The sequence below is a fragment of the Gordonia sp. ALPHA1B1 genome (genome assembly GCF_005502615.1).
Classification (GTDB): domain Bacteria; phylum Actinomycetota; class Actinomycetes; order Mycobacteriales; family Mycobacteriaceae; genus Gordonia; species Gordonia hongkongensis.
On record NZ_SCOC01000002.1, the window covers coordinates 174,807 to 194,018 of the forward strand.

Below are 19,212 nucleotides of genomic sequence, written 5' to 3' on the forward strand. Positions count from 1 at the left end.
CGGCCGATGCCGTTCCACAGCGCTGTCCGCCGAGTCCGGCCACCTCAGCCGACGATCAGGTCGTACCCGAGCTTCCCCACCATCACGACGACGACGGCCAGCAGGACCCACCGCACGAACGAACTGCCGCGGCCGATCGCCATGTGCGAGCCGATCTGGGCGCCGACGACGTTGGCGATGGCCAGGCCGAGACCCAAGAGCCACAGCACATTTCCCTGCAGGCCGAAGACCGTGAGGGCGCCGAGGTTGGTACCGGTGTTGATGACCTTCGCCATCGCCGAGCTCTCCAGGAAACTCGTCCCGACCAGCGCGGTCAGGCTGATGATCAGAAAGGTACCGGTCCCAGGACCCATCACCCCGTCGTAGAAGGCCACGACGACACCGGCCAGCACCAGACCCGCGATCGTCGAGACGCGCGAGCGCGGTCCCGTCGACGCGTCAGTCCCGAAGCCGGGATTGAGCGCGACGAACAGTCCGACCCCGACCAGCATGACCAGCACGATCGGCGTGAAGATCTCGGTGGGCAGGACGACGGCCACCGTCGCGCCGAGGGCCGAGAAGACGAGCGCCGCAACGAACACCGGGATCAGGCGACGAAGATCGATCCGGACGTGCCGCACGTAACGCCACGTTGCCGACGCGGTCCCGAAGACCGCCGCCAGCTTGTTGGTCCCCAGGGCCGTCGCGATCGGCAACCCCGGCTGGGCGATCAGCATCGCCGGGATCAGCACGAGGCCACCGCCGCCGACCACGGCGTCGACCCACCCGGCCGCGGCGGCCGCCGCGATCAGCAGCGCGACGTCCAACGGAGACGTCAGGCCACTTCGACGATCAGTTCCACCTCGACCGGTGCACCGAGCGGGAGTTCGGCGACCCCGACAGCGGACCGGGCGTGCACGCCGGCGTCGCCGAAGATCTCACCGAGGACGTCCGACGCCCCGTTGATCACCGCCGGCTGCCCGGTGAAACCCGGTGCGGACGAGACGAACCCCACGACCTTGACCACCCGGACGACCGAGTCGATCCCGACCAGCGCGTGGATCGCGGCGAGGGCATTGAGCGCACAGACCCGAGCTGCCGCAGTCGCCTCATCCGGCCGAACGACGCCTTCGGCGCCCTCATGGACCTTGCCCCGCGCCGACAGTTCGCCGTCGACGATGGGCAGCTGTCCCGAGGTGTAGACGAGGTTGCCGGTGCGCACGGCCGGGGTGTAGCTCGCCACCGGTGGCACCACCGACGGGAGTTCGATGCCCAGTTCGGCCAGACGATCGGTCCACGTGGTCGCCATGGTCAGCCCTTCGGTCGCTTCAGGTAAGCGACGTGCTGCTCGCCGGTGGGACCGGGCAGAACCGAAACCAGTTCCCAACCGTCTGCGCCCCACTGATCGAGGATCTGCTTCGTGGCGTGCGTCAGCAGCGGCACGGTCACGTATTCCCACGCGGTCACTTCACTCATGGACTCACCCTATCTGGCGACGGTCAATGGATAAGGTGTTGCGGTGGCCAACGAACAGGGCTCACGATCCGGGTCGGGCGAGGCGCTCGATTCCGGCGTGACAGACAACTCCTCCGTCGCGCGCGAGAACGAGTGGCCGGCGGCCGCCGCGCGCGCTCGCCTGCACTTCGTGACGGGCAAGGGCGGCACCGGCAAGACCACGATCGCCGCGGCGCTCGCACTCGCGCTCGCCGCCGACGGCAAGAAGGTCCTCCTCGTCGAGACCGAGGGTCGCCAGGGCATCGCGCAGGTCTTCGACATCCCGCCGCTGCCACCCACCGACACCCGCATCGCGACCGCCGAGGGCGGCGGCGAGGTGTCCGCGCTGGCCATCGACATCGAGCACGCCCTTCTCGAGTACCTCGACATGTTCTACAACCTCGGCTTCGCCGGCCGCGCGATGAAGCGGATCGGCGCGATCGACTTCGTGACGACCGTCGCTCCCGGACTCCGCGACGTCCTGCTCACCGGCAAGATCAAAGAGCGCATCATCCACACCGACAAGCAGGGCAACCGCGTGTACGACGCGGTGGTCGTCGACGCGCCGCCGACCGGCCGGATCGGCAATTTCCTCGACGTCACCCAGGCCATGGCCGACCTCGCCAAGACCGGCCCGATCCGCAACCAGAGCGAAGGTGTCGTCCGCCTGCTCCACTCGGAGGAGACGATCATCCACCTGGTGACGCTCCTCGAGGCGATGCCGATCCAGGAGACGATCGAGGCGATCGACGAACTGCGGGGCAAGAACCTCAACCTCGGCAGTCTCGTCATCAACCGCGTCAGCGAACCCCACCTGCCGGCCGAGGTGATCGACGAGATCGCCGAAGGTCGGGTCGACGCAGGGCGTGTCGAGGACGGCCTCACCGCCGCCGGACTCAAGCTCGCCGACGGGGACCTGGCCGGCCTGCTCACCGAGACGATCGAGCACGCGACCCGCCTGCAGGCGCAGCAGATCGCAAAGGCGCAGCTCGACGAGGTGGAGATGCCGACACTCGAACTGCCGTCCCTCGGTGACGGCGTCGACCTGGGGTCGATCTATGAGCTGGCCAACCTCCTCCAGAAAGCGGGTGCGTGATGCCACTCGACCTCAAGATGGGCGCGGTGCTCACCGACCCCGCGACCCGCGTCGTGATCTGTTGCGGCGCAGGCGGAGTCGGCAAGACGACGACGGCTGCCGCGATGGCGATGTACGCCGCCGAACAGGGCCGGACCGTGGCCGTGCTGACGATCGACCCGGCCCGGCGCCTGGCGCAGTCGCTCGGGATGTCCGAACTCACCAACGACCCGCAGCCGGTCGCGATCGACGGCAAGGGCACGCTCGACGCGATGATGCTCGACATGCGGCGCACGTTCGACGAGATGGTGCTCGAGTACTCCACTCCCGAACGCGCCGAGGCGATCATGCAGAACGCCTTCTATCAGACGGTCGCCTCGTCGTTCTCCGGGACGCAGGAGTACATGGCGATGGAGAAGCTCGGCAAGCTTCTCGAGCAGGACCACTGGGACCTGATCGTCGTCGACACCCCGCCGTCGCGCAACGCACTGGACTTCCTCGACGCCCCGCAGCGGTTGGGGTCGTTCCTGTCCGGGCGTCTGATGAAGGTGCTGGTCGGCGGCGGTCGCGGCGTCGGCCGGATGGTGACCGGCGCGATGAGCCTGGCCATGCGGGGTGTCTCGACGATCATCGGCGGCGAGATGCTCCGCGACGTGGCGACCTTCGTGCAGTCACTGGACTCGATGTTCGGCGGCTTCCAGGACCGCGCCGCGAAGACCTATGCCCTGCTGAAACAGCCGGGCACCCAGTTCGCGGTGGTGGCTGCGGCCGAAGCCGATGCCCTGCGGGAGGCCGCGTTCTTCGTCGACCGCCTGTCCGAGGAGTCGATGCCGCTTGCCGGACTGATCCTCAACCGGACCCACCCGAACCTGACGTCGATCCACGAGGAGGCAGCGCTGGTCGCCCTCGAATCGGTCAACGACGAACTAGCTCGCGGTGTACTCCGGATTCACGCGGATCGGGCCGCCACCGGGAAGCGCGAACTCCATCTGCTGCAACGGTTCACGGCGTCGCACCCGCGGGTGCCGATCGTCGGGGTCCCGGCGCTGCCGTTCGAGGTGGCCGACGTGACCGCCCTGCGCGCGGTGGCCGAGCAGATCACCGGCCGCGGCTGATCACCGAGCGCGACCAGCAGTCACCCGCTGGTTGAGAAGGCGAGGAGCGTGCGACGAGCCTGTCCCCCGCTGGTTGAGCAGGCGAGGCGTGCGCCGAGACCGCACCCTGCTGGTTGAGCAGGCGAGGAGCGTGCGACGAGCCGTGTCGAAACCCCTCGACACGGCTCGGCGGAGAAGAGGTCAGACGGCGTCGCGATGACGCCGGCGCTGCGCGGCGAAGAACGCCGACCAGGACGTGACCTCGGGGTGCTGGCGGAGGAGTGCGCGACGCTGACGTTCGGTCAGTCCGCCCCAGACGCCGAACTCGACGCGGTTGTCGAGTGCATCGGCACCGCATTCGAGCTGCACCGGGCAGTGGCGGCAGATCGTGGCGGCTTTGCGCTGGGCCGCGCCCCGCACGAACAGATCATCAGGGTCTCCCCCTCGGCAACGCGCCTGAGCAACCCACGCCAAGCGATCCTCTTCGTTGGAAACTGCCGCTGTCGCCATCCGCCACCCCTACCTGTCGCATCTGCGTAGCTGCGAGAACGTCTCAACCTCGCTGCTCAAGCCACATTTGCAGCGAACTGTTAAGTGAGTCACATTCTGCACTCAATCTAGGGATCTGTGCTTGGGGGCGCAACCCCTGGAGCGAACAAAGTGGGACAACCGTGCAAACTCACCCGAACGGACGGCCCGCGGACGGCGGCCTCCGGCACCTCCGCCCGGCGACCCGCGGGCACCCCGACCGTCGGCTCGGGACCACGCTGCGCCGATGCCGCGGGCGAGGCAGGACGATGTTCGGAACCAACGCACGTATCCTGTCGGGGTGATGTCGAAGAAACTGTGGTCGCTGGCGTGGGCGATCCTGCTGGCCGGAGTTCTCGTCGCCGGCCTGCTCTACCCCGTGGCCAGCGGAATCGGCGTCGTCTCCAACCGGGCGGCGGCCGCTGTCGAGAACGTGTCCTCCGAACTGCTCAACGGCACGTTGCCGGAGGTCACCACGATGACCGACGTCGACGGGAAGCCGATCGCGGTGCTGTTCGACCAGTACCGGTATCAGGTCGGCTACAACGACATCTCGCCCGACATGATCCGGGCGATCATCTCCGTCGAGGACCGCCGGTTCCTGGAACACGACGGCGTCGACTGGAAGGGCACCATCCGTGCCGCGCTGAAGAACTCGTCGTCGGGCGAGGTCCAGCAGGGTGCGTCGACGCTCGACCAGCAGTACATCAAGAACTATCAGCTCCTGGTGCTCGCACGGACCGAGGCGGACCGCCAGGCCGCGATCGAGACCACGCCCGCGCGCAAGCTCCGCGAGGTGCGCATGGCGCTCACCCTCGAGCAGACCCTGATCGACCAGGCCAAACGCGACAAGGGACTCGACGACGCCGCCGCCAAGCAGGAGGCGAAGAAGCAGATCGTCACGCGGTACCTGAACGTCGTCCCGTTCGGCAACAACGCCTACGGCATCGAGGCCGCCGCGCAGACCTACTTCGGCATCCCCGCCAAGGACCTGCGGGTCGAGCAGGCCGCGTTGCTGGCCGGCATGGTGCAGTCCAGCTCCGCGCTGAATCCGTACTCGAACCCCGAAGCCTCCCTCGCGCGCCGGAACATCGTGCTGGACACGATGATCGACAACTTCCCGGAACGACGCGCCGAGCTCGTCGCGGCCAAGGAGGCACCCCTGGGCGTGCTCCCGAGTCCGCGGACCCCGACCCAGGGCTGCATCGCGGCCGACAACAACGGCTTCTTCTGCGACTACGCCCTGCAGTTCCTGGCCGAGAACGGCATGTCCCGCAATTCGGTCCTGCGCGGCGGCTACATCATCCAGACCACGCTCGACCCCGAGGTCCAGCGCTCCACGGTCCGCGCGGTGAAGAGTCAGGCCAGCCCGACCGCCGACGGCGTCGCCGACGTGATGAGCACCCTGCGTCCGGGCAAGAAATCGCACGACGTGCTCTCGATGGCGTCGAGCCGCGACTATGGTCTCAATCTCAACCGCGGCGAGACGATGCAGCCGCAACCCTTCTCGATGGTCGGCGACGGTGCCGGGTCGGTATTCAAGATCTTCACAGTCGCCGCCGCGATGGAGAAGGGTCTCGGCGCCGGCTCCAACATCCCCGTCCCCGGGTCCATCGCCGTCGAGGGCATGGGCAACAGCGGCGGGGCGAACGGGTGTCCCGCCAATGCGTACTGCGTCAAGAACGACGGCCGCTACCCGGCGTCGATGTCGGTGACGAACGCCCTGGCACAGTCGCCGAACACCGCTTTCGTGAAGCTGCTGCAGCAGGTCGGCGTCAAGCCGGCGGTCGACATGGCCGTTCGCCTGGGCCTGCGTTCGTACACCATCCCCGGGTCGTCGGGTTACGGCGAGAAGAGCATGGCCCAGTACGTCAAGGACGGGAACTTCGGCTCCTTCACCCTCGGCCCGCTACCGCTCAACGGCCTCGAGCTCGCCAACGTCGCCGCCACCATCGCGTCGGGCGGCACCTGGTGCCCGCCCAACCCGATCAAGTCGATCAGCCAGATCAAGCGGGACCAGTACGGCAACCCCGTCATCGGACCGGACGGCCGGCGCGCCCTGACCGCGGTGCCGTTCACGCCACCTCCGTGCGAGCAGGTCGTGGACGAAGGCCTGGCACACTCGCTGGCCAACGCCATGAGCAAGGACGACGTGGGCGCCGGCACCGCGGCCGGTGCCGCGGGCTCCGCGGGCTGGACGCTGCCGATGTCGGGTAAGACCGGCACGACGGAAGCGCACCGCTCCTCGGCATTCGTCGGGTTCACCAACCAGATCGCCGGCGCCGCGTACGTCTACAGCGACGGCCCGAACCCGCAGGGCGTCTGCAGCAGTCCGCTGCGCTCCTGCTACGACGGCGACCTCTACGGCGGCATGGAACCGGCGCGCACCTGGTTCCAGGCCGTCAAACCGGTGGCGACGAAGTTCGGCCCCGTCAACCTGCCCCCGATCGACCGCGAGTACTGGAACGGCAGCGACCGGGGCCGTATCCCGCAGGTCAGCGGCCTGCCCGCCAGCGAGGCCACATCGCGCCTGCAGGGTGCCGGGTTCAAGGTCAGCGAGCTCGACGTGGACAGCGGACGCCCGCAGGGCACCGTGGTCTTCACCGCACCGTCCGACTCGGCCATGCCCGGCAGCACCGTGACGATCTACGTCAGCAACGGCCGCCGCGCCGGCGGGGACGAGGGCGGCCCCACCGAGACCACCGTCGTGGTACCCGGTGTCGGCCCGGTGGTGATCCAGCTACCCGGCTGACCCGCGATCAGACAATCGACGCCCCGCCCGCGCTGCTCACGAAACCGGGGCGGGATCGTCGTGGGGGATGCGTATTCTGGGGTGATGCAGCACTCCGAACTCGACATCGCACGCCTCGGCATCTCTCGCCTCGGTCCGTCCGGTTCCGGGGTACCCGCGCGCGCTCTGGCCGGCGCGGCGGGGCTCGCCGCCGCCGGACTGCTCTACTCGACGGTGATCGAGCGCAACGCCTTTGCGTTGCGACACACGACGCTGTCCGTTCTCGAACCGGGCGCCTCGCCGTTACGTGTCCTGCACATCAGCGACCTGCACATGATGCCCAACCAACGCCTCAAGCAGGCGTGGATCGCCGAGCTCGAGGCGCTCGAACCCGACCTTGTCGTCAACACCGGGGACAACCTCGCGCACCCGCAGGCCGTGCCGTCGGTCATCCAGTCGCTCGGTGGGTTGTTGTCGCGGCCCGGCCTGTTCGTCTTCGGGTCCAACGACTATTTCGGCCCCAAGCCGAAGAATCCGTTCAAGTACTTCAAGAAGGACCATCAGCGCACGCACGGCGAGCCCCTGCCGTGGCAGGATCTGCGTGCGGCGTTCACCGAGCGTGGATGGCTCGACGCGACGCACACGGTCCGCGAGCTGGAGGTCAGCGGCGTGCGGGTCGTCGCGGCCGGCGTCGACGATCCCCACATCGAGCGAGACCGCTACGAGACGATCGCGGGCCGCCCGAACCCGCTGGCACACTTGCGGCTCGGACTCACCCACTCCCCCGAACCGCGGGTCCTCGACCGGTTCGCCGCGGACGGCTACGACCTCGTGATGGCCGGACACACGCACGGCGGCCAGCTCTGCCTGCCGTTCTTCGGCGCGTTGGTGACGAACTGCCAGTTGGATCGCTCCCGGGTCAAGGGTCCGTCGAGCTGGGGGTCGTCGATGAAGCTCCACGTGAGTGCGGGTCTGGGCACGTCCCCGTACGCCCCGGCACGCTTCTGCTGCCGCCCCGAGGCCAGCCTGCTCACCCTCACACCTGTGTCGCACGGTGATGCCGACTACGACGCCGACCAGTCGCTCCCGCAGCTGGCCCGGGAGACCATGTGAGCGTTGACCTTCATCCCCGTGTGAAGGTCCTGGCATTCGACACCTTCGGGACGGTCACCGACTGGTTCACCGGGATCTCCGGTGCCGTCGACGCGGTCGCGCCGGGGGTCGACGCCGCGGCGTTCGCCAAGGAGTGGCGACGCCGGTACTCGCCGATCCTGGCTCGCGTCGAATCCGGCGAACTGCCGTGGCGCCGCCTCGACGACCTGCAGACCGAGACGCTGCACGACGTCGCCTCGCTGTTTGCGCTGACACTCGACGACGAGCAGACCCGCACCCTCGTCCGAGCCTGGCGGACGATTCCCGCCTGGCCGGACGCGGTCGAGGGTCTGCAACTCCTCAGGCGCGATCACATCGTCTGCGCACTGAGCAACGGCACCGTCGCGCTGCTCACCGACATGGCCCGGCACAACGCGTTCCCCTGGGACGTGATCGGCGGGTCCGACCTCTGGCGGCACTACAAACCTGCGCGCGAGACCTACTGCGGGCTGGCGGATCTGCTCGAGGTCGAGCCCGCCGAGGTGATGATGGTGGCCACCCACCAGAGCGATCTCGACGCCGCGCGCTCCTTCGGCCTGCGGACGGCCTTCGTCGAGCGGCCAGACGAGTGGGGCGGGGACGAGAAGGACGATTCCGGCTCGCCGGACAACGACTTCCACGCGACGGATCTCCTCGACCTCGCGCAGCAGCTGAGCCCGTCGGTGACCGGCCCGTCCCGATGACCCTCGACGACCTGCTGCGCTGGGAGGATTCGGGGGCGTCGTGGCGGGTGGTCCATCACGGACCGGATGGAATCACCCTGGGTCTGCTGCGCTGCGACGGTGGCGAGGAGGTGGACCGCGTCGTCACCGACGATCCGATCATCCTGGCCCACATCGGGGGCCGGTCGTCGTCGGACGAGGACCCGGAGTGACCCCGCAGAGACGAGGAGACCCCGACCGGATTTCTCCAGGTCAGGGTCTCTTCTGCAATCTCAACCTTGCGTCGGGGTGGCGGGATTCGAACCCACGACCTCTTCGTCCCGAACGAAGCGCGCTACCAAGCTGCGCCACACCCCGTGTGTAGCCTGCGATAGCTTATACCCCGCCCCGGCCGACTACTAAATCGCCTGGTCAAAGATGCGTCCGGTCTGGCTGAAACCCGTGCGGAGGAGAGTCGCACACCCCATCCTTGATGTGGTCCATCCGTACCACTGCCGCCGCGCCGTCGGTCGGGACCAGGGAGTCGGCGTACAACCACTGAAAGGACACGCCAAACAATGAGCGCTTCCCCCGATCAGCAGGCCAACTCGTCGGCCAAACAGGGTTTCGCCTTCGGCATCGCGATCGTGGCCGCCGCGCTGCTCTTCGTGGCCGGCTTGGTCTCGATCTTCCAGGGCATCTCGGCCATCGCGAACGACGACCTGTTCGTCGCCGGCCAGAACTACATCTTCGAGTTCGACCTCACCACCTGGGGCTGGATCCACCTGATCCTCGGCATCGTCGGAGTCCTCGTCGCCGGCGGTCTCGCGGTGGGCGCCGACTGGGCGCGGATCTCTGCGATCATCATCGCCTCGCTGTCGATCATCGCCCAGTTCCTGTGGCTGCCCTACTACCCGGCCTGGGCCATCCTGATCATCGTGCTGGACCTGATCGTCATCTGGGCTGTCTCCACCTGGAACCCCAACAACGAATACAACCTGTGACCGACCGCTCTGACGCAGTGACGACAGTTCGCTGAGACGAGGGCTGCGGGGAACCAATCCACGACGCGCATCCGGTCCGAATCGTCTGGTGACGCTGCTCCACCTGGGCGGCGCGACGACGAACCGCCCGAAAGGAACACCATGCGCATCACCCGGTCCCTCGCAGCCCTTGTCGCCGGCGTCCTCCTCAGCGTCGGCTTCGCCGCCGGGACGGGTCCGGCGCAAGCCGCACCGCTGGCCCCCGTGGCGAAGGTCGAGGTGGATCGCTACCTCGGCAAGTGGTGGCAGCTCGCCACCGTGCCGTCTTTCTTCGGGGTCACCTGCGCCCGGGATACCAGCGCGACCTACACCTACATCGACGCCAAGACGATCGGCGTCGATAACCGGTGCACCGGCCCCACCGGCATGCGTGGTGGCGTCGTCGGCCGTGCGACAGTCGTCGACCCGCAGACCAATGCCCAACTGAGCGTCCGGTTCCCACAGACACCGGGCAGCATCAACCCGGGCGGCGCACCGAACTACATCGTCGCCTACCTCGAAGACGGGCCGGATCCCGCCGGGCCGTACCGGTACGCGATCGTCGGGGACCCCTCGCGCGGATCGGGATTCCTGCTGTCGCGCGACAAGGTGGTCCCCAACTCGGAGTTGCGTCGCCTGACCAAGGAGATCGAGAAGGTCGGGTACAACCCGTGCACGTTCCTCGTCTCGCCGACCACCGGTGGTCGCAGCGACTATTCACCGCTCTGCACGGTGTGACGGTCAACGCCAGACGGTGACGACGACTCCGGCGCAGACTTGAAAAGGTCTGCGCCGGAGGTGTTTCAGCCGGCTTCGGCGTCCGGTCCCGACGCCGGCGCCATCCGGCGGAACTCGTCGGGGGTGCAGCCGAACTTCGACCGGAAGCGGTTGCGCATCGTCGCTGTCGAGGCGAATCCCGACGCGTGGGCGATGGCCTCGAGTTTCAGGTTGCCCGGACCCAAGAGCAGCCCCTCCGCCCACTCCAGACGTCGATCGGCGATCATCTCGGCGAGCGACGTGGTGCCACCGGCGAGCACCCGGTACAGGTGCCGGCGGCTCACGTGCAGGTGCCGGGCGACGACCTCCACACTGAAGTCGGGATCACGAAAATTCTGTTCGATGAGGTCGGCGACCGCGGCACGCAGGTACCGCTCACTCGTCCGGACGTCCGACCGTACTACACTCGAAACCGATTCCGGCACAACACGTATCGACTGAACGTCACGACCATTGAGGACTGCGGTCACCTGGGTTCCTTCCACGCGAGAGAATGCTCCCACCCGATACACGAGTTTATCGACGGTCACACCTGCGGTCTTGGGCCTTTGGTCCCACTTTCAAGGATCCCGGTCCCGCGATTGTGCTGCGCGACGCGAACTTCCGTGAGCGGCCGCGATGGCGGAGTCGGTCAGTCGTCCAACTTCCTGCCGGCCCGGACACTCGTCGTACTGTGAGAGTCGTGACCACCCAGGACGCCGGAGCCGAGCGACGAGCGGAGTTGCGAACAGCAGCGCTCAGGGTGGCCGACGAGGTCCTGTTCCCGGCGGCCGGCGAGGTGGACCGCACCGGAGCGGTCCCCGAATCCCACTGGCGAGCGCTGGCCGACGCCGGCCTGTACGGCATCGCGGCGCCGGTCGAGGCCGGCGGGCCGGGACTCGAATTCGGTGAGGTCACCGAGATCCTCGAGGTGCTCACCAGTGGGTGCCTCGCCACCGCTTTCACCTGGATCCAGCACCACGGCGTCGTCCTGTCCCTCTCCCGGACCACCAACGACGAGCTACGTGGTGAACTCCTCGACGCGACCGTGAGCGGACGTCTACACGCGGGCGTCGCCTACGCCGGAGTCGTCCCCACGCCACCACGGATGGTCGCGACGCGCACCGACGACGGTTGGCTCCTGAACGGGCACGCACCGTTCGTCAGCGGCTGGGGTGTCGTCGACCTGCTCCAGATCTCGGCGCGCGACGCCGCGACCGATGACGTCATCTCCGCGATCCTGCGCATGCCCGACCTGGTCGGCGGCAGGTCGTCCGCAGCGGTCCGGGCAACGCCCGTGGATCTGTCCGCCGCCGCCGCGACGACCACGGTGTCCCTACGGGTCGACGGTCTGATGGTCCCGTTCGATCGCGAGGTCACGCGCGTGGGCCTCGCGGAATTCTTCGCGACCCAGAACGTCGGCGTCCGATTGAACGGCACCCTGCCCTTTGGTCTGGTGCGGCGCTGTGCGGGACTGCTCGATGTCGGCGGCCATCACCGGGAGGGGCGGGCGCTGCGCGAGCGCGCCGACGTCGTCCGAACCGCGCTCGACGCCGGGATGGCGGATGCCACCGCACTGCTGGCGGCCCGGGCCGACGCCGCGGCTCTGGCGCTCGATGCCGCGGCCGCGTTGGTGTCCGCGGACGGCGGCCGCGGCGTCGTGCGCGGGAGCGATTCCGAACGGTTGTTCCGCGAAGCCGCGTTCGTCCTGGTGGCCGCGAGCCGCCCGGAACTCAAAACAGCTCTGCTACACCGCTTCAGCGGTACCTGAAGTCGCGCAGGAAGAGTGCCTCGGCCAGGGCGATCCGCTCGATCTCGGAGGGGTCGACGCTCTCGTTGGGGTGCGTGGATCAGGCACCGCGGTTCCTCGACGCCGAACAGCATGATCTCGGCGTCGGGGTACAGCGATTGGAGAACGTTGCACAACGGGATCGATCCACCCTGCCCCTGGATCAGCACCTCGCTGTCGTAGGCGGTCGACAGGGCGCCGGTGAGCGTGTCGTACGCCGGACCGCTGGTGGATCCGACGAAGGGCGCGCCCACCGCCTCGCGCTCGAAGGAGACCCGTGAGTTCCAGGGCGCGACGCGACGGAGGTGCTCGACGAGCGCGTCCTGCGCAACCATCGGGTCCATCCCCGGTGGCACGCGGAGGTTGATGCGCGCCCGCGCCCGCGGCTGCACCGCCGCCGACGATCCGACCACCGGCGGGCAGTCGATGCCGAGCACTGTCGCGGCCGGGCGCGCCCACACCATGTCGGACACCGATCCCGATCCGACCAGGTCGACTCCGTCGAGAACCGTTGCATCGCTGCGGAATCGGTCGGGCGGGTAGGACACACCCGGCCACCGGGCGTCGGCGTCGAGTCCGGCGACGGTGGTGTTGCCGTGCTCGTCACGCAGGGTCGCGAGCATCGAGATGAGCGCCGCGAGTGCATCCGGGGCGGCCCCGCCGAACATTCCGGAGTGCATCGCCGACCCCAGCGTCTCCACGGACACGACGACGTTCGCGATGCCGCGCAGCGTCGTCGTCAGACTCGGTTTCCCGACCGCGAAGTTGCCGGAGTCCGCGATCAGGATCGCGTCGGCGGCAAGCAAGTCCGGATTGCGGACCGCGAAGTCCTCGAGGCCTCCCGTCCCCTGCTCCTCCGACCCCTCGCCGATGATCTTCACCGTCACCCCGGCCCGGCCGGCGAGTGCGCGCAGCGCGGTGAGGTGCACGGCGATGTTGCCCTTGCAGTCGGCAGCTCCGCGGCCGTACCACCGCCCGTCCCGCTCGGTCAGTTCCCAGACGGGAGAGTCCCATTCGTCGTCACCGAGCGGCGGTTGCACGTCGTGGTGGAAGTAGAGCAGGACGGTCGGAGCACCCTCCGGGCCGGGAATGGACCCGGTGATCGCCTTGCTGCCGTCGCTGGTGACATGCGCGGCGGCGTCGTCGACGCCGACGGCACCGAAGGCCGCCAGCAGCCAGTCGACCATCCCGTCGCACTCCTCGACGGGAAACTGCTGCGGGTCGTGCACCGACCGGAACCGGACCATCTCCGCGAGATCCGATCTCGCCTGCGGCATCAGCGCGGCGACCTGCTCCCGCAACGACGTCTCATCCTCGCGCGCAGTCGGTTCCACCGGCGACCTTCCCTGTCGGACTCAACTCTTACCCTCGGCCGCCAGGTCGTACACCTCGAGCTCGCCTCGGCCGATGGCCTCCATCATCCGGGTGTGGTCGGAGTCGTTGAGATCCGCGTACGCGAGCGAGAACTCGGCGATGGCGTCACTGAAACCCTTGGTGGTCCCGAGGTACTCGGCGATCCGGAACCGGCTCGCGGTCCGGGCGTGCGCCTGACCGAGAACCAGCCCGCACAGCTGTGCGTACAACTTCATCCCCTCCGCGCTCAGGGCCTCGACGACGACCGAGCCCTTTCCGTCGCGGAGCTGCCGCACATAGAAGTCGCGTCGCTCACCGTTCTCGTCGATCCCGGTCGACCAGCCGAGGAAGAGGTCGCTCGTCGCCTGGAGCAGGCGTTGACCCTCGACCACCCGCTGCCCTTGGTTGTCGAAGCCCGATGCCGGCACATGGTCGGCGAGCACCGATCGCTGCGCTTCTTTGACCTGCAAGAACAACGGATCACCCAGCTCCTTTCCGGTGAGCAGGATGATCCACGCCCGCGTGCCGACACTGCCGACGCCGACCACCTTGAACGCGATGTCGACGATCGCGAACTGGTCGAGGAGCGCCTGCACGTGCAAGGGCACGGTGTCGCGGTAGGCGCTGACCCGCTCGCGGACCCGTTCGGCCACGATCTCGGCGGTCTCGGCCGGGAACCGCTCGTGCAGCGGCACCAGCAGCGGCGGGTCGCTGCGGATGTGCGCGGAGCCGTCGGCGCCGATCACACAGAGCTTCGCGAGGGCCTGCGCACTGTCGCGGTGCCGCGCCTTCTTCAGCGCCTTCTGCGTCCGCTCGCTCATCGACGTGTCCAGCTTGGGCCCGAACTCCGCCAGGAAATGGTCGACGTCGATCCCGGCGTACCAGTTCTCCAGAGTCGTCTTCGACGCGCTGCGCACGACCGCCCGCCGGTACGCCTTGGCAACGGTCTTGGCGACCCTACGATTGGTCGCGTCGTCGAGTCCGTTGTTACGTCCCGCGATCGCGAAGCTCGCGGCGAGACGCTTGACGTCCCACTCGAACGGTCCGATGTGCGTCTCGTCGAAGTCGTTCAGGTCGAACACCATTCGACGCTCCGGGCTGAAGAAGAGGCCCAGATTGCTCAGGTGCGCATCGCCGCACAGCTGGGTGATGATCCCGGTGTCCGGCGTTCTCGACAGGTCGTCGGACATCACCGCGGCCGCACCACGATAGAAGGTGAACGGCGTCGCCGACATCCGCGCGTGCCGGACCGGGACGAGATCGGCGACCCGGGTCTGCGCCTGCGCTTCCAGGATGCGCAGCGGGTCGGCCCGCTCCGTCGGCGTCGGGCACGCGGCGAGTTCGACAGCGGTGGGCGGAGTGGACAGAAGTGTCGACACGGAGTGCTCCTTCACGTCGATGCGGCCCCGCCACAGGCAGAGGTCCGTGTGTCCGGGCCCGGTCGGAACCCGCGGGTGAACGCCGCCGAAAACGAAGTCCTCCGAGGGAGAATTCTTCCAGCCCGTCGGCAGTTCCGCCGATGGATCGGTGATCAATCTGCGCCACGTTCCCCCGGTTGCGTCCTCGTCGGGTCCACCGGGATCTGCCGACCGCCGCCCAGGGCGTGTGACCCGCTTCACGACTGCAACAGGTTCTAGTTGTAGCGTGAACGTCGTGGATTACTGGGGTGTGATGGTCGGGTTGGGGCTCGTGGCGACGGCGCTCGGCGTCATCGGGTTCGTGCGGTACCGCGAGCGGGAATCGACGAGTCTGCAGCGTCAGACCCAGCTGGCGCGCGAACTGCGTGACCTCGCCGGCGGCGACGAGGTCCGGCTGGCCGCGGTCGACGAGTTCTCGCTGACCATCTATCAACGGCTCTTCTACGTCTCGGTGGTGGCCCCGTGGATACGGAGTGCCGCGTGGGCTCTGCTCGGCGCGGCGCTGGCCGGTGCGGGAGCGCTCGCGACCGGACCGCTCGACGGGGTGTTCGCGACCGTCGCACACATCGCGGCGATCCTCGTGTCCGCGGTGTTCGCGGTGGCCGCCCTGGTGTACGTCGGCATCGCGCTGTACCACTCGGCGACCACGCCTCGGGTCTCCTTCAGCGACTCCTATGCCGACGATGACGCCGATCCCGCCGTCGACGCCCCCGATCCCGGCATCCCCGGATCTGCTCGGTCCGTCGACTGAACAGGCCCCCGGACACAACGAACCCCCGTCGCGAGTCGACGGGGGTTCGTTGCTGTGAGAGGGTCAGGCGTACTCGCTCACGCGATCTGCGCCTGCCACATCCAGTGCAGCTGCTCGAGTTTCGACGCGAACGAGATCAGCAGGTCCTGAGTGACCGGATCGGCCTCCTCGGTGACCCCGATTCGCTCGCGGAGACCCGCGACCACTGCCTTGAGATTGTCGACGATCGACTCGACGACGTCGCTGTCCTTGGTCCAACCCTCACCGAATCCCTTGGTGTGGGCGGTCTTGGCGACGGTCTCGGCACGGCCGTCCGGGCTCACGCCGATCGCGGTGGCCCGCTCGGCGGCCGCGTCGGTGAATTCCCTGGACACCGTGACCAGTTCATCGAGGTCGAGATGCACCGACCGGAACTGCTTGCCGACGACGTTCCAGTGCGCCTGCTTCGCGATGAGCGACAGGTCGATGAGGTCGACGAGGGTGTCCTGCAACGCCTTTCCGGCGACGGACTGCTGCTCGTCGGTGAGCGTGCTGGTGATCGGGTTGGTCATGATCAAGAACTCCCTTCTTGTCCTATGGATTACCTCTGCTTCCTGAGGTGCGAGGAGCGATAGACGGTATGAGGGCCTTGGGGCCGAAGGCCTCAAGCTGCAAACACATCGTGGGTTGCTGCTGCTGAGTTCACACTCGGCGGTAGCACCACATTGCAGATCAGGAGGCCTCCGGTGATTGTTCAGGGTACAAGTGTCGGATTGGATGTTCACGCACGCTCGGTGGTCGCTCACGCCATCGATGAAGACACCGGGCAGGTGATTCGGGAGACCTTGGTCCCTGATGCGGCGACCATCGTCAGCTGGCTACAAGGCCTGGCCCCGCCGGTGCGGGTGGCCTATGAGGCCGGTCCGACCGGCTTTGGATTGGCGCGGGCGATCACGGCGGCCGGGATGGAGTGTGTGGTTGCCGCGCCCTCGAAGCTGCAGCGGCCAGCCGGGGACCGCGTCAAGACCGATGCCCGAGACGCTGCACACTTGGCGAAGTTGCTGCGCCTGGGCGAAGTGGTGGCGGTCAGTGTTCCTGAGGTGGGCACCGAAGCCGCACGGGATCTGGTCCGCGCCCGCGAGGACGCCCGCAGCGACTTGATGCGCGCTCGGCATCGATTGTCCAAACTGCTTCTGCGACAGGGGATCGTCTACTCCGGCGGGAAACCCTGGACCGGTGTTCATCAGCGGTGGCTGCAGCGTCAACGTTTCGAGCTGCCGCTGCTGCAAGCCGCCTTCGACAACGACCTGGACGCGGTGTTGAGCGTGACCGCCCGCCGTGACCGCCTCGATGAGCTGATCGAACAGACCGCGGCCACCGATCCGTGGCGGGCGGTGGTCACCCGGCTGTCGTGTCTGCGGGGCGTGTCGACGCTGACCGCGTTCGCTTTGGCGGTCGAGATCGGCGACTGGTCACGGTTTAGTGGCGCCACGATCGGCTCCTACGCCGGGTTGGTGCCCTCGGAATACTCGACCGGCGGGACCCGCAGTCAGGGATCGATCACCAAGGCCGGTAACGCCCACGTGCGGCGGCTATTGGTCGAGGCGGCCTGGCAACACCGACGCCCCTACGCCACACCCGGACAGACCATGCGCCGCCGGTGGGAGGCTGCTACACCGGCTGCCCGCGCCCGTGGCCATGCCGGCAATCGTCGGCTACACAAGCGCTGGCAACAATTCGACCGCCGCAGCAAACATCCCTGCGTGGCCAACACCGCGATCGCTCGTGAGCTCGCCGGCTGGTGCTGGTCGCTGGCGGTGCTCGACGACTAACCAGCACTGACACACAATCTTGGCCACCCGTCGCGGGACTCCCGCTGTGGTGAACAGGGAACGAATCCACGGCGTCGCTATGTGCGCCAGCACTTTTGGGTGCACGGTACGCACGTTTACATAGACCCGTCGGCCAGCGTTTTCATCTCCTGTCGAACACCGTTGAGCGGTAACCAACCCGCGTATATCAGTCCGACAACACCGTCGCGAGTAACGACCACCACACACCGCGGCGGGTGGCCAACCCCACAACAGCCCCTGAGAAGGAGGCAATTTCGCCATGGGACTTGACAGAGCAGCACTACATATCAGCGACGAGCCACGAAGGGCGCCGACACCGACACCCCGCACGGCTCAACGATCAGACGCGTACGGTGACCGACGAGTCGATGTTGCCCTTGGTCGCCTTCGAGTACGGACAGAATGTGTAGGCGAGGTCGGCGAGTTCCTTGGCCTTGACCTCGTCGAGGCCGGGCAGCGAGACCTCGATGGCGACGGTCAGACCGAATCCGTTGTCCGCGGGGTCTTTTCCGATCCCGACGGCCACGTCCACGGTCGCCCCGTCGGGCACCGGGGTGTCGGCCTGCTTGGCGGTGGCGCGCAGCGCGCTCAGGAAGCAGGCCGCATAACCCGCCGAGAACAATTCCTCGGGATTGGTCCCCTCACCGCTGCCACCCAGTTCCTTCGGCGGCCGGAGGTCCAGATCGATCTGGCCGCTCGCCGAGACGACTTCGCCGTCGCGTCCGCCGCCGGACGCCTTCGACGAGATGGTGTACACCGGTTCGATTGCCATTCGAAATCCTCCTGGATGCTCAGTGCGGGTTCGGGCCAACGGTCGGTTCAACCCGACCCGCTCGCGGAACATTCCGACGACACCGGCCACGGCGACGTGATGGTCACGACACCGGTGTCGGAGTCCGGTTCACCGTCCCCGCATCATCCGCGTGGGCTTCATCCGGGTCGACTCCGGCAGCCACTGGTTGACCGGTCGCCGGAGGGTGCAGAGGGCGGCGACCACCAGGAGACCGAACTGGAGGTAGCTCAGGACGACCATGACGGACGACACGTCCGGGTATCGGAACAGCAGGTCGACGCCGACGGGGATACACAGCAGATGCACGACGACGGCGGCCAGGAAGAAGTTGCGGAGATGGCGGCTGTGTTGCGACGCAGCGGTCACCAGGCACGCGTACTCGATGGCGAGCACGACGACGATCATCACCAGCATGAACGGCGGGAAGAAGCCGGCGAGGGTCTCGACCTCACTCTCGGGTGCAGAGTTCGCCGGGTCCGAGACCACGCCTTCGAGCAGTCGGTTGCGCAGATCGTCGGTGATGGTGCCGAGGTTGAAGAAGCCGTAGATCGTCAGCACGAGACCGATCACGGCCGCGCCCCACCACACGATGCGTGCGTGCACCGCCAGCGCCTCCGGCGGCGGTCCCGCATCGCCCGGCCGCGTCGGATAGAGCGCGGACTGGTCCCGATCGCGCGAGGACCGCTCGATGGCCGCCAGATCCTCGGCGTCCAGCTCGGCCTGGCTCGGGACGCGATCGGGGTCATCCGCGGCAGAATCGCCGGACGCGCCCCCGGCCGGGTCCTTCGGATCCGTCATGTCCCG

20 protein-coding genes, 1 tRNA gene and 1 pseudogene are annotated in these 19,212 nt (G+C 67.8%); 11 read left to right on the plus strand and 11 right to left on the minus strand.

Translation table 11 applies throughout. The features are described 5' to 3' along the window. Nucleotides 1–44 precede the first annotated feature (44 nt). The 3 genes from FFS52_RS01995 to FFS52_RS02005 are packed head-to-tail and all read right to left on the minus strand — an operon-like array spanning nt 45 to nt 1,455. Nucleotides 45–806 (minus strand): TSUP family transporter, encoded by a 762-nt coding sequence (locus tag FFS52_RS01995; RefSeq protein WP_137808649.1) that lies wholly within the window; start codon nt 804–806, stop codon nt 45–47. Nucleotides 807–814: 8 nt separating this feature from the next. Continuing rightward, a complete protein-coding gene (locus FFS52_RS02000; protein ID WP_058251083.1) occupies nt 815–1,288 on the minus strand; it encodes a RidA family protein in 474 nt (157 codons plus the stop codon). Nucleotides 1,289–1,290: 2 nt separating this feature from the next. After that, nucleotides 1,291–1,455: a DUF4177 domain-containing protein gene (locus FFS52_RS02005; RefSeq protein ID WP_004022081.1), complete on the minus strand. Its 165-nt coding sequence runs from the start codon at nt 1,453–1,455 to the stop codon at nt 1,291–1,293. A gap of 43 nt (nt 1,456–1,498) precedes the next feature. Here FFS52_RS02005 and FFS52_RS02010 point away from each other — a divergent pair, with 43 nt between their 5' ends. Both FFS52_RS02010 and FFS52_RS02015 read left to right on the plus strand, forming a co-directional pair. After that, entirely contained in the window at nt 1,499–2,569 is a 1,071-nt protein-coding gene (locus FFS52_RS02010) for an ArsA-related P-loop ATPase (RefSeq protein ID WP_137808650.1), read from the plus strand. Next, complete coding sequence (locus FFS52_RS02015) at nt 2,569–3,663, plus strand: ArsA family ATPase (RefSeq protein WP_058251081.1); 1,095 nt, start codon at nt 2,569–2,571, stop codon at nt 3,661–3,663. The genes FFS52_RS02010 and FFS52_RS02015 overlap by 1 nt, the downstream gene beginning before the upstream one ends. 180 nt (nt 3,664–3,843) lie before the next feature. Here FFS52_RS02015 and FFS52_RS02020 read toward each other — a convergent pair whose 3' ends face one another. Then, nucleotides 3,844–4,152, minus strand: coding sequence for a WhiB family transcriptional regulator (locus FFS52_RS02020; RefSeq protein ID WP_004022078.1), 309 nt, complete (start codon nt 4,150–4,152; stop codon nt 3,844–3,846). Nucleotides 4,153–4,474: 322 nt separating this feature from the next. Between FFS52_RS02020 and FFS52_RS02030 the strand changes: the two genes are divergently transcribed. From FFS52_RS02030 to FFS52_RS02045, 4 genes are all read left to right on the plus strand, one after another. Beyond that, complete coding sequence (locus FFS52_RS02030) at nt 4,475–6,922, plus strand: penicillin-binding protein (protein ID WP_137808693.1); 2,448 nt, start codon at nt 4,475–4,477, stop codon at nt 6,920–6,922. Nucleotides 6,923–7,006: 84 nt separating this feature from the next. Further along, the gene (locus FFS52_RS02035) at nt 7,007–8,014 is read left to right on the plus strand and encodes a metallophosphoesterase (protein ID WP_058251079.1); all 1,008 of its coding nucleotides are present in this window, start codon (nt 7,007–7,009) and stop codon (nt 8,012–8,014) included. Beyond that, complete coding sequence (locus FFS52_RS02040; protein WP_065630671.1) at nt 8,011–8,736, plus strand: haloacid dehalogenase type II; 726 nt, start codon at nt 8,011–8,013, stop codon at nt 8,734–8,736. Before FFS52_RS02035 ends, FFS52_RS02040 begins: the two co-directional genes overlap by 4 nt. Next, complete coding sequence (locus tag FFS52_RS02045; protein ID WP_065630670.1) at nt 8,733–8,927, plus strand: hypothetical protein; 195 nt, start codon at nt 8,733–8,735, stop codon at nt 8,925–8,927. The genes FFS52_RS02040 and FFS52_RS02045 overlap by 4 nt, the downstream gene beginning before the upstream one ends. A 71-nt stretch (nt 8,928–8,998) precedes the next feature. Here the strand turns inward: FFS52_RS02045 and FFS52_RS02050 are convergent. After that, nucleotides 8,999–9,072, minus strand: a tRNA-Pro gene (locus FFS52_RS02050). Nucleotides 9,073–9,272: 200 nt separating this feature from the next. Here FFS52_RS02050 and FFS52_RS02055 point away from each other — a divergent pair. Both FFS52_RS02055 and FFS52_RS02060 read left to right on the plus strand, forming a co-directional pair. Beyond that, complete coding sequence (locus FFS52_RS02055; protein WP_058251076.1) at nt 9,273–9,698, plus strand: hypothetical protein; 426 nt, start codon at nt 9,273–9,275, stop codon at nt 9,696–9,698. Nucleotides 9,699–9,839: 141 nt separating this feature from the next. Further along, nucleotides 9,840–10,454, plus strand: a complete 615-nt coding sequence (locus FFS52_RS02060) for a lipocalin family protein (protein ID WP_065630669.1) — start codon at nt 9,840–9,842, stop codon at nt 10,452–10,454. Between the two features lie 65 nt (nt 10,455–10,519). Here FFS52_RS02060 and FFS52_RS02065 read toward each other — a convergent pair whose 3' ends face one another. Further along, on the minus strand, nt 10,520–10,963 hold the full coding sequence (locus tag FFS52_RS02065; protein WP_065630695.1) for an AraC family transcriptional regulator: 444 nt from the start codon (nt 10,961–10,963) through the stop codon (nt 10,520–10,522). Between the two features lie 212 nt (nt 10,964–11,175). Between FFS52_RS02065 and FFS52_RS02070 the strand changes: the two genes are divergently transcribed. Next, complete coding sequence (locus tag FFS52_RS02070; RefSeq protein ID WP_137808651.1) at nt 11,176–12,243, plus strand: acyl-CoA dehydrogenase family protein; 1,068 nt, start codon at nt 11,176–11,178, stop codon at nt 12,241–12,243. Here FFS52_RS02070 and FFS52_RS02075 read toward each other — a convergent pair. After that, a pseudogene (locus FFS52_RS02075) lies at nt 12,230–13,538 on the minus strand (dipeptidase). The gene FFS52_RS02070 and the pseudogene FFS52_RS02075 overlap by 14 nt on opposite strands. A gap of 78 nt (nt 13,539–13,616) precedes the next feature. After that, a complete protein-coding gene (locus FFS52_RS02080; protein WP_137808652.1) occupies nt 13,617–14,993 on the minus strand; it encodes a DUF2252 domain-containing protein in 1,377 nt (458 codons plus the stop codon). A gap of 265 nt (nt 14,994–15,258) precedes the next feature. Here FFS52_RS02080 and FFS52_RS02085 point away from each other — a divergent pair, with 265 nt between their 5' ends. Continuing rightward, nucleotides 15,259–15,783: a hypothetical protein gene (locus FFS52_RS02085; protein WP_137808653.1), complete on the plus strand. Its 525-nt coding sequence runs from the start codon at nt 15,259–15,261 to the stop codon at nt 15,781–15,783. A 77-nt stretch (nt 15,784–15,860) separates the two neighbouring features. Here the strand turns inward: FFS52_RS02085 and FFS52_RS02090 are convergent, their stop codons facing one another. Further along, nucleotides 15,861–16,334: a DNA starvation/stationary phase protection protein gene (locus tag FFS52_RS02090; protein WP_068969841.1), complete on the minus strand. Its 474-nt coding sequence runs from the start codon at nt 16,332–16,334 to the stop codon at nt 15,861–15,863. Between the two features lie 174 nt (nt 16,335–16,508). Here FFS52_RS02090 and FFS52_RS02095 point away from each other — a divergent pair, with 174 nt between their 5' ends. Beyond that, entirely contained in the window at nt 16,509–17,594 is a 1,086-nt protein-coding gene (locus FFS52_RS02095) for an IS110 family transposase (protein ID WP_137808695.1), read from the plus strand. 361 nt (nt 17,595–17,955) lie between these two features. Here FFS52_RS02095 and FFS52_RS02100 read toward each other — a convergent pair whose 3' ends face one another. Together FFS52_RS02100 and FFS52_RS02105 are read right to left on the minus strand one after the other, a co-directional pair. Further along, a complete protein-coding gene (locus FFS52_RS02100; RefSeq protein ID WP_058251071.1) occupies nt 17,956–18,387 on the minus strand; it encodes an organic hydroperoxide resistance protein in 432 nt (143 codons plus the stop codon). Nucleotides 18,388–18,516: 129 nt separating this feature from the next. Continuing rightward, nucleotides 18,517–19,206: a hypothetical protein gene (locus FFS52_RS02105; RefSeq protein WP_058251070.1), complete on the minus strand. Its 690-nt coding sequence runs from the start codon at nt 19,204–19,206 to the stop codon at nt 18,517–18,519. Nucleotides 19,207–19,212: the final 6 nt, after the last annotated feature.

Bases quoted from the DNA above. Each gene is read 5' to 3' on its own strand.
- FFS52_RS02000 (WP_058251083.1), bottom strand. From the start codon at position 1,288: ATGGCGACCACGTGGACCGATCGTCTGGCCGAACTGGGCATCGAACTC.
- FFS52_RS02005 (WP_004022081.1), bottom strand. From the start codon at position 1,455: ATGAGTGAAGTGACCGCGTGGGAATACGTGACCGTGCCGCTGCTGACG.
- FFS52_RS02015 (WP_058251081.1), top strand. From the start codon at position 2,569: ATGCCACTCGACCTCAAGATGGGCGCGGTGCTCACCGACCCCGCGACC.
- FFS52_RS02020 (WP_004022078.1), bottom strand. From the start codon at position 4,152: ATGGCGACAGCGGCAGTTTCCAACGAAGAGGATCGCTTGGCGTGGGTT.
- FFS52_RS02030 (WP_137808693.1), top strand. From the start codon at position 4,475: ATGTCGAAGAAACTGTGGTCGCTGGCGTGGGCGATCCTGCTGGCCGGA.
- FFS52_RS02035 (WP_058251079.1), top strand. From the start codon at position 7,007: ATGCAGCACTCCGAACTCGACATCGCACGCCTCGGCATCTCTCGCCTC.
- FFS52_RS02045 (WP_065630670.1), top strand. From the start codon at position 8,733: ATGACCCTCGACGACCTGCTGCGCTGGGAGGATTCGGGGGCGTCGTGG.
- FFS52_RS02055 (WP_058251076.1), top strand. From the start codon at position 9,273: ATGAGCGCTTCCCCCGATCAGCAGGCCAACTCGTCGGCCAAACAGGGT.
- FFS52_RS02060 (WP_065630669.1), top strand. From the start codon at position 9,840: ATGCGCATCACCCGGTCCCTCGCAGCCCTTGTCGCCGGCGTCCTCCTC.
- FFS52_RS02090 (WP_068969841.1), bottom strand. From the start codon at position 16,334: ATGACCAACCCGATCACCAGCACGCTCACCGACGAGCAGCAGTCCGTC.
- FFS52_RS02100 (WP_058251071.1), bottom strand. From the start codon at position 18,387: ATGGCAATCGAACCGGTGTACACCATCTCGTCGAAGGCGTCCGGCGGC.
- FFS52_RS02105 (WP_058251070.1), bottom strand. From the start codon at position 19,206: ATGACGGATCCGAAGGACCCGGCCGGGGGCGCGTCCGGCGATTCTGCC.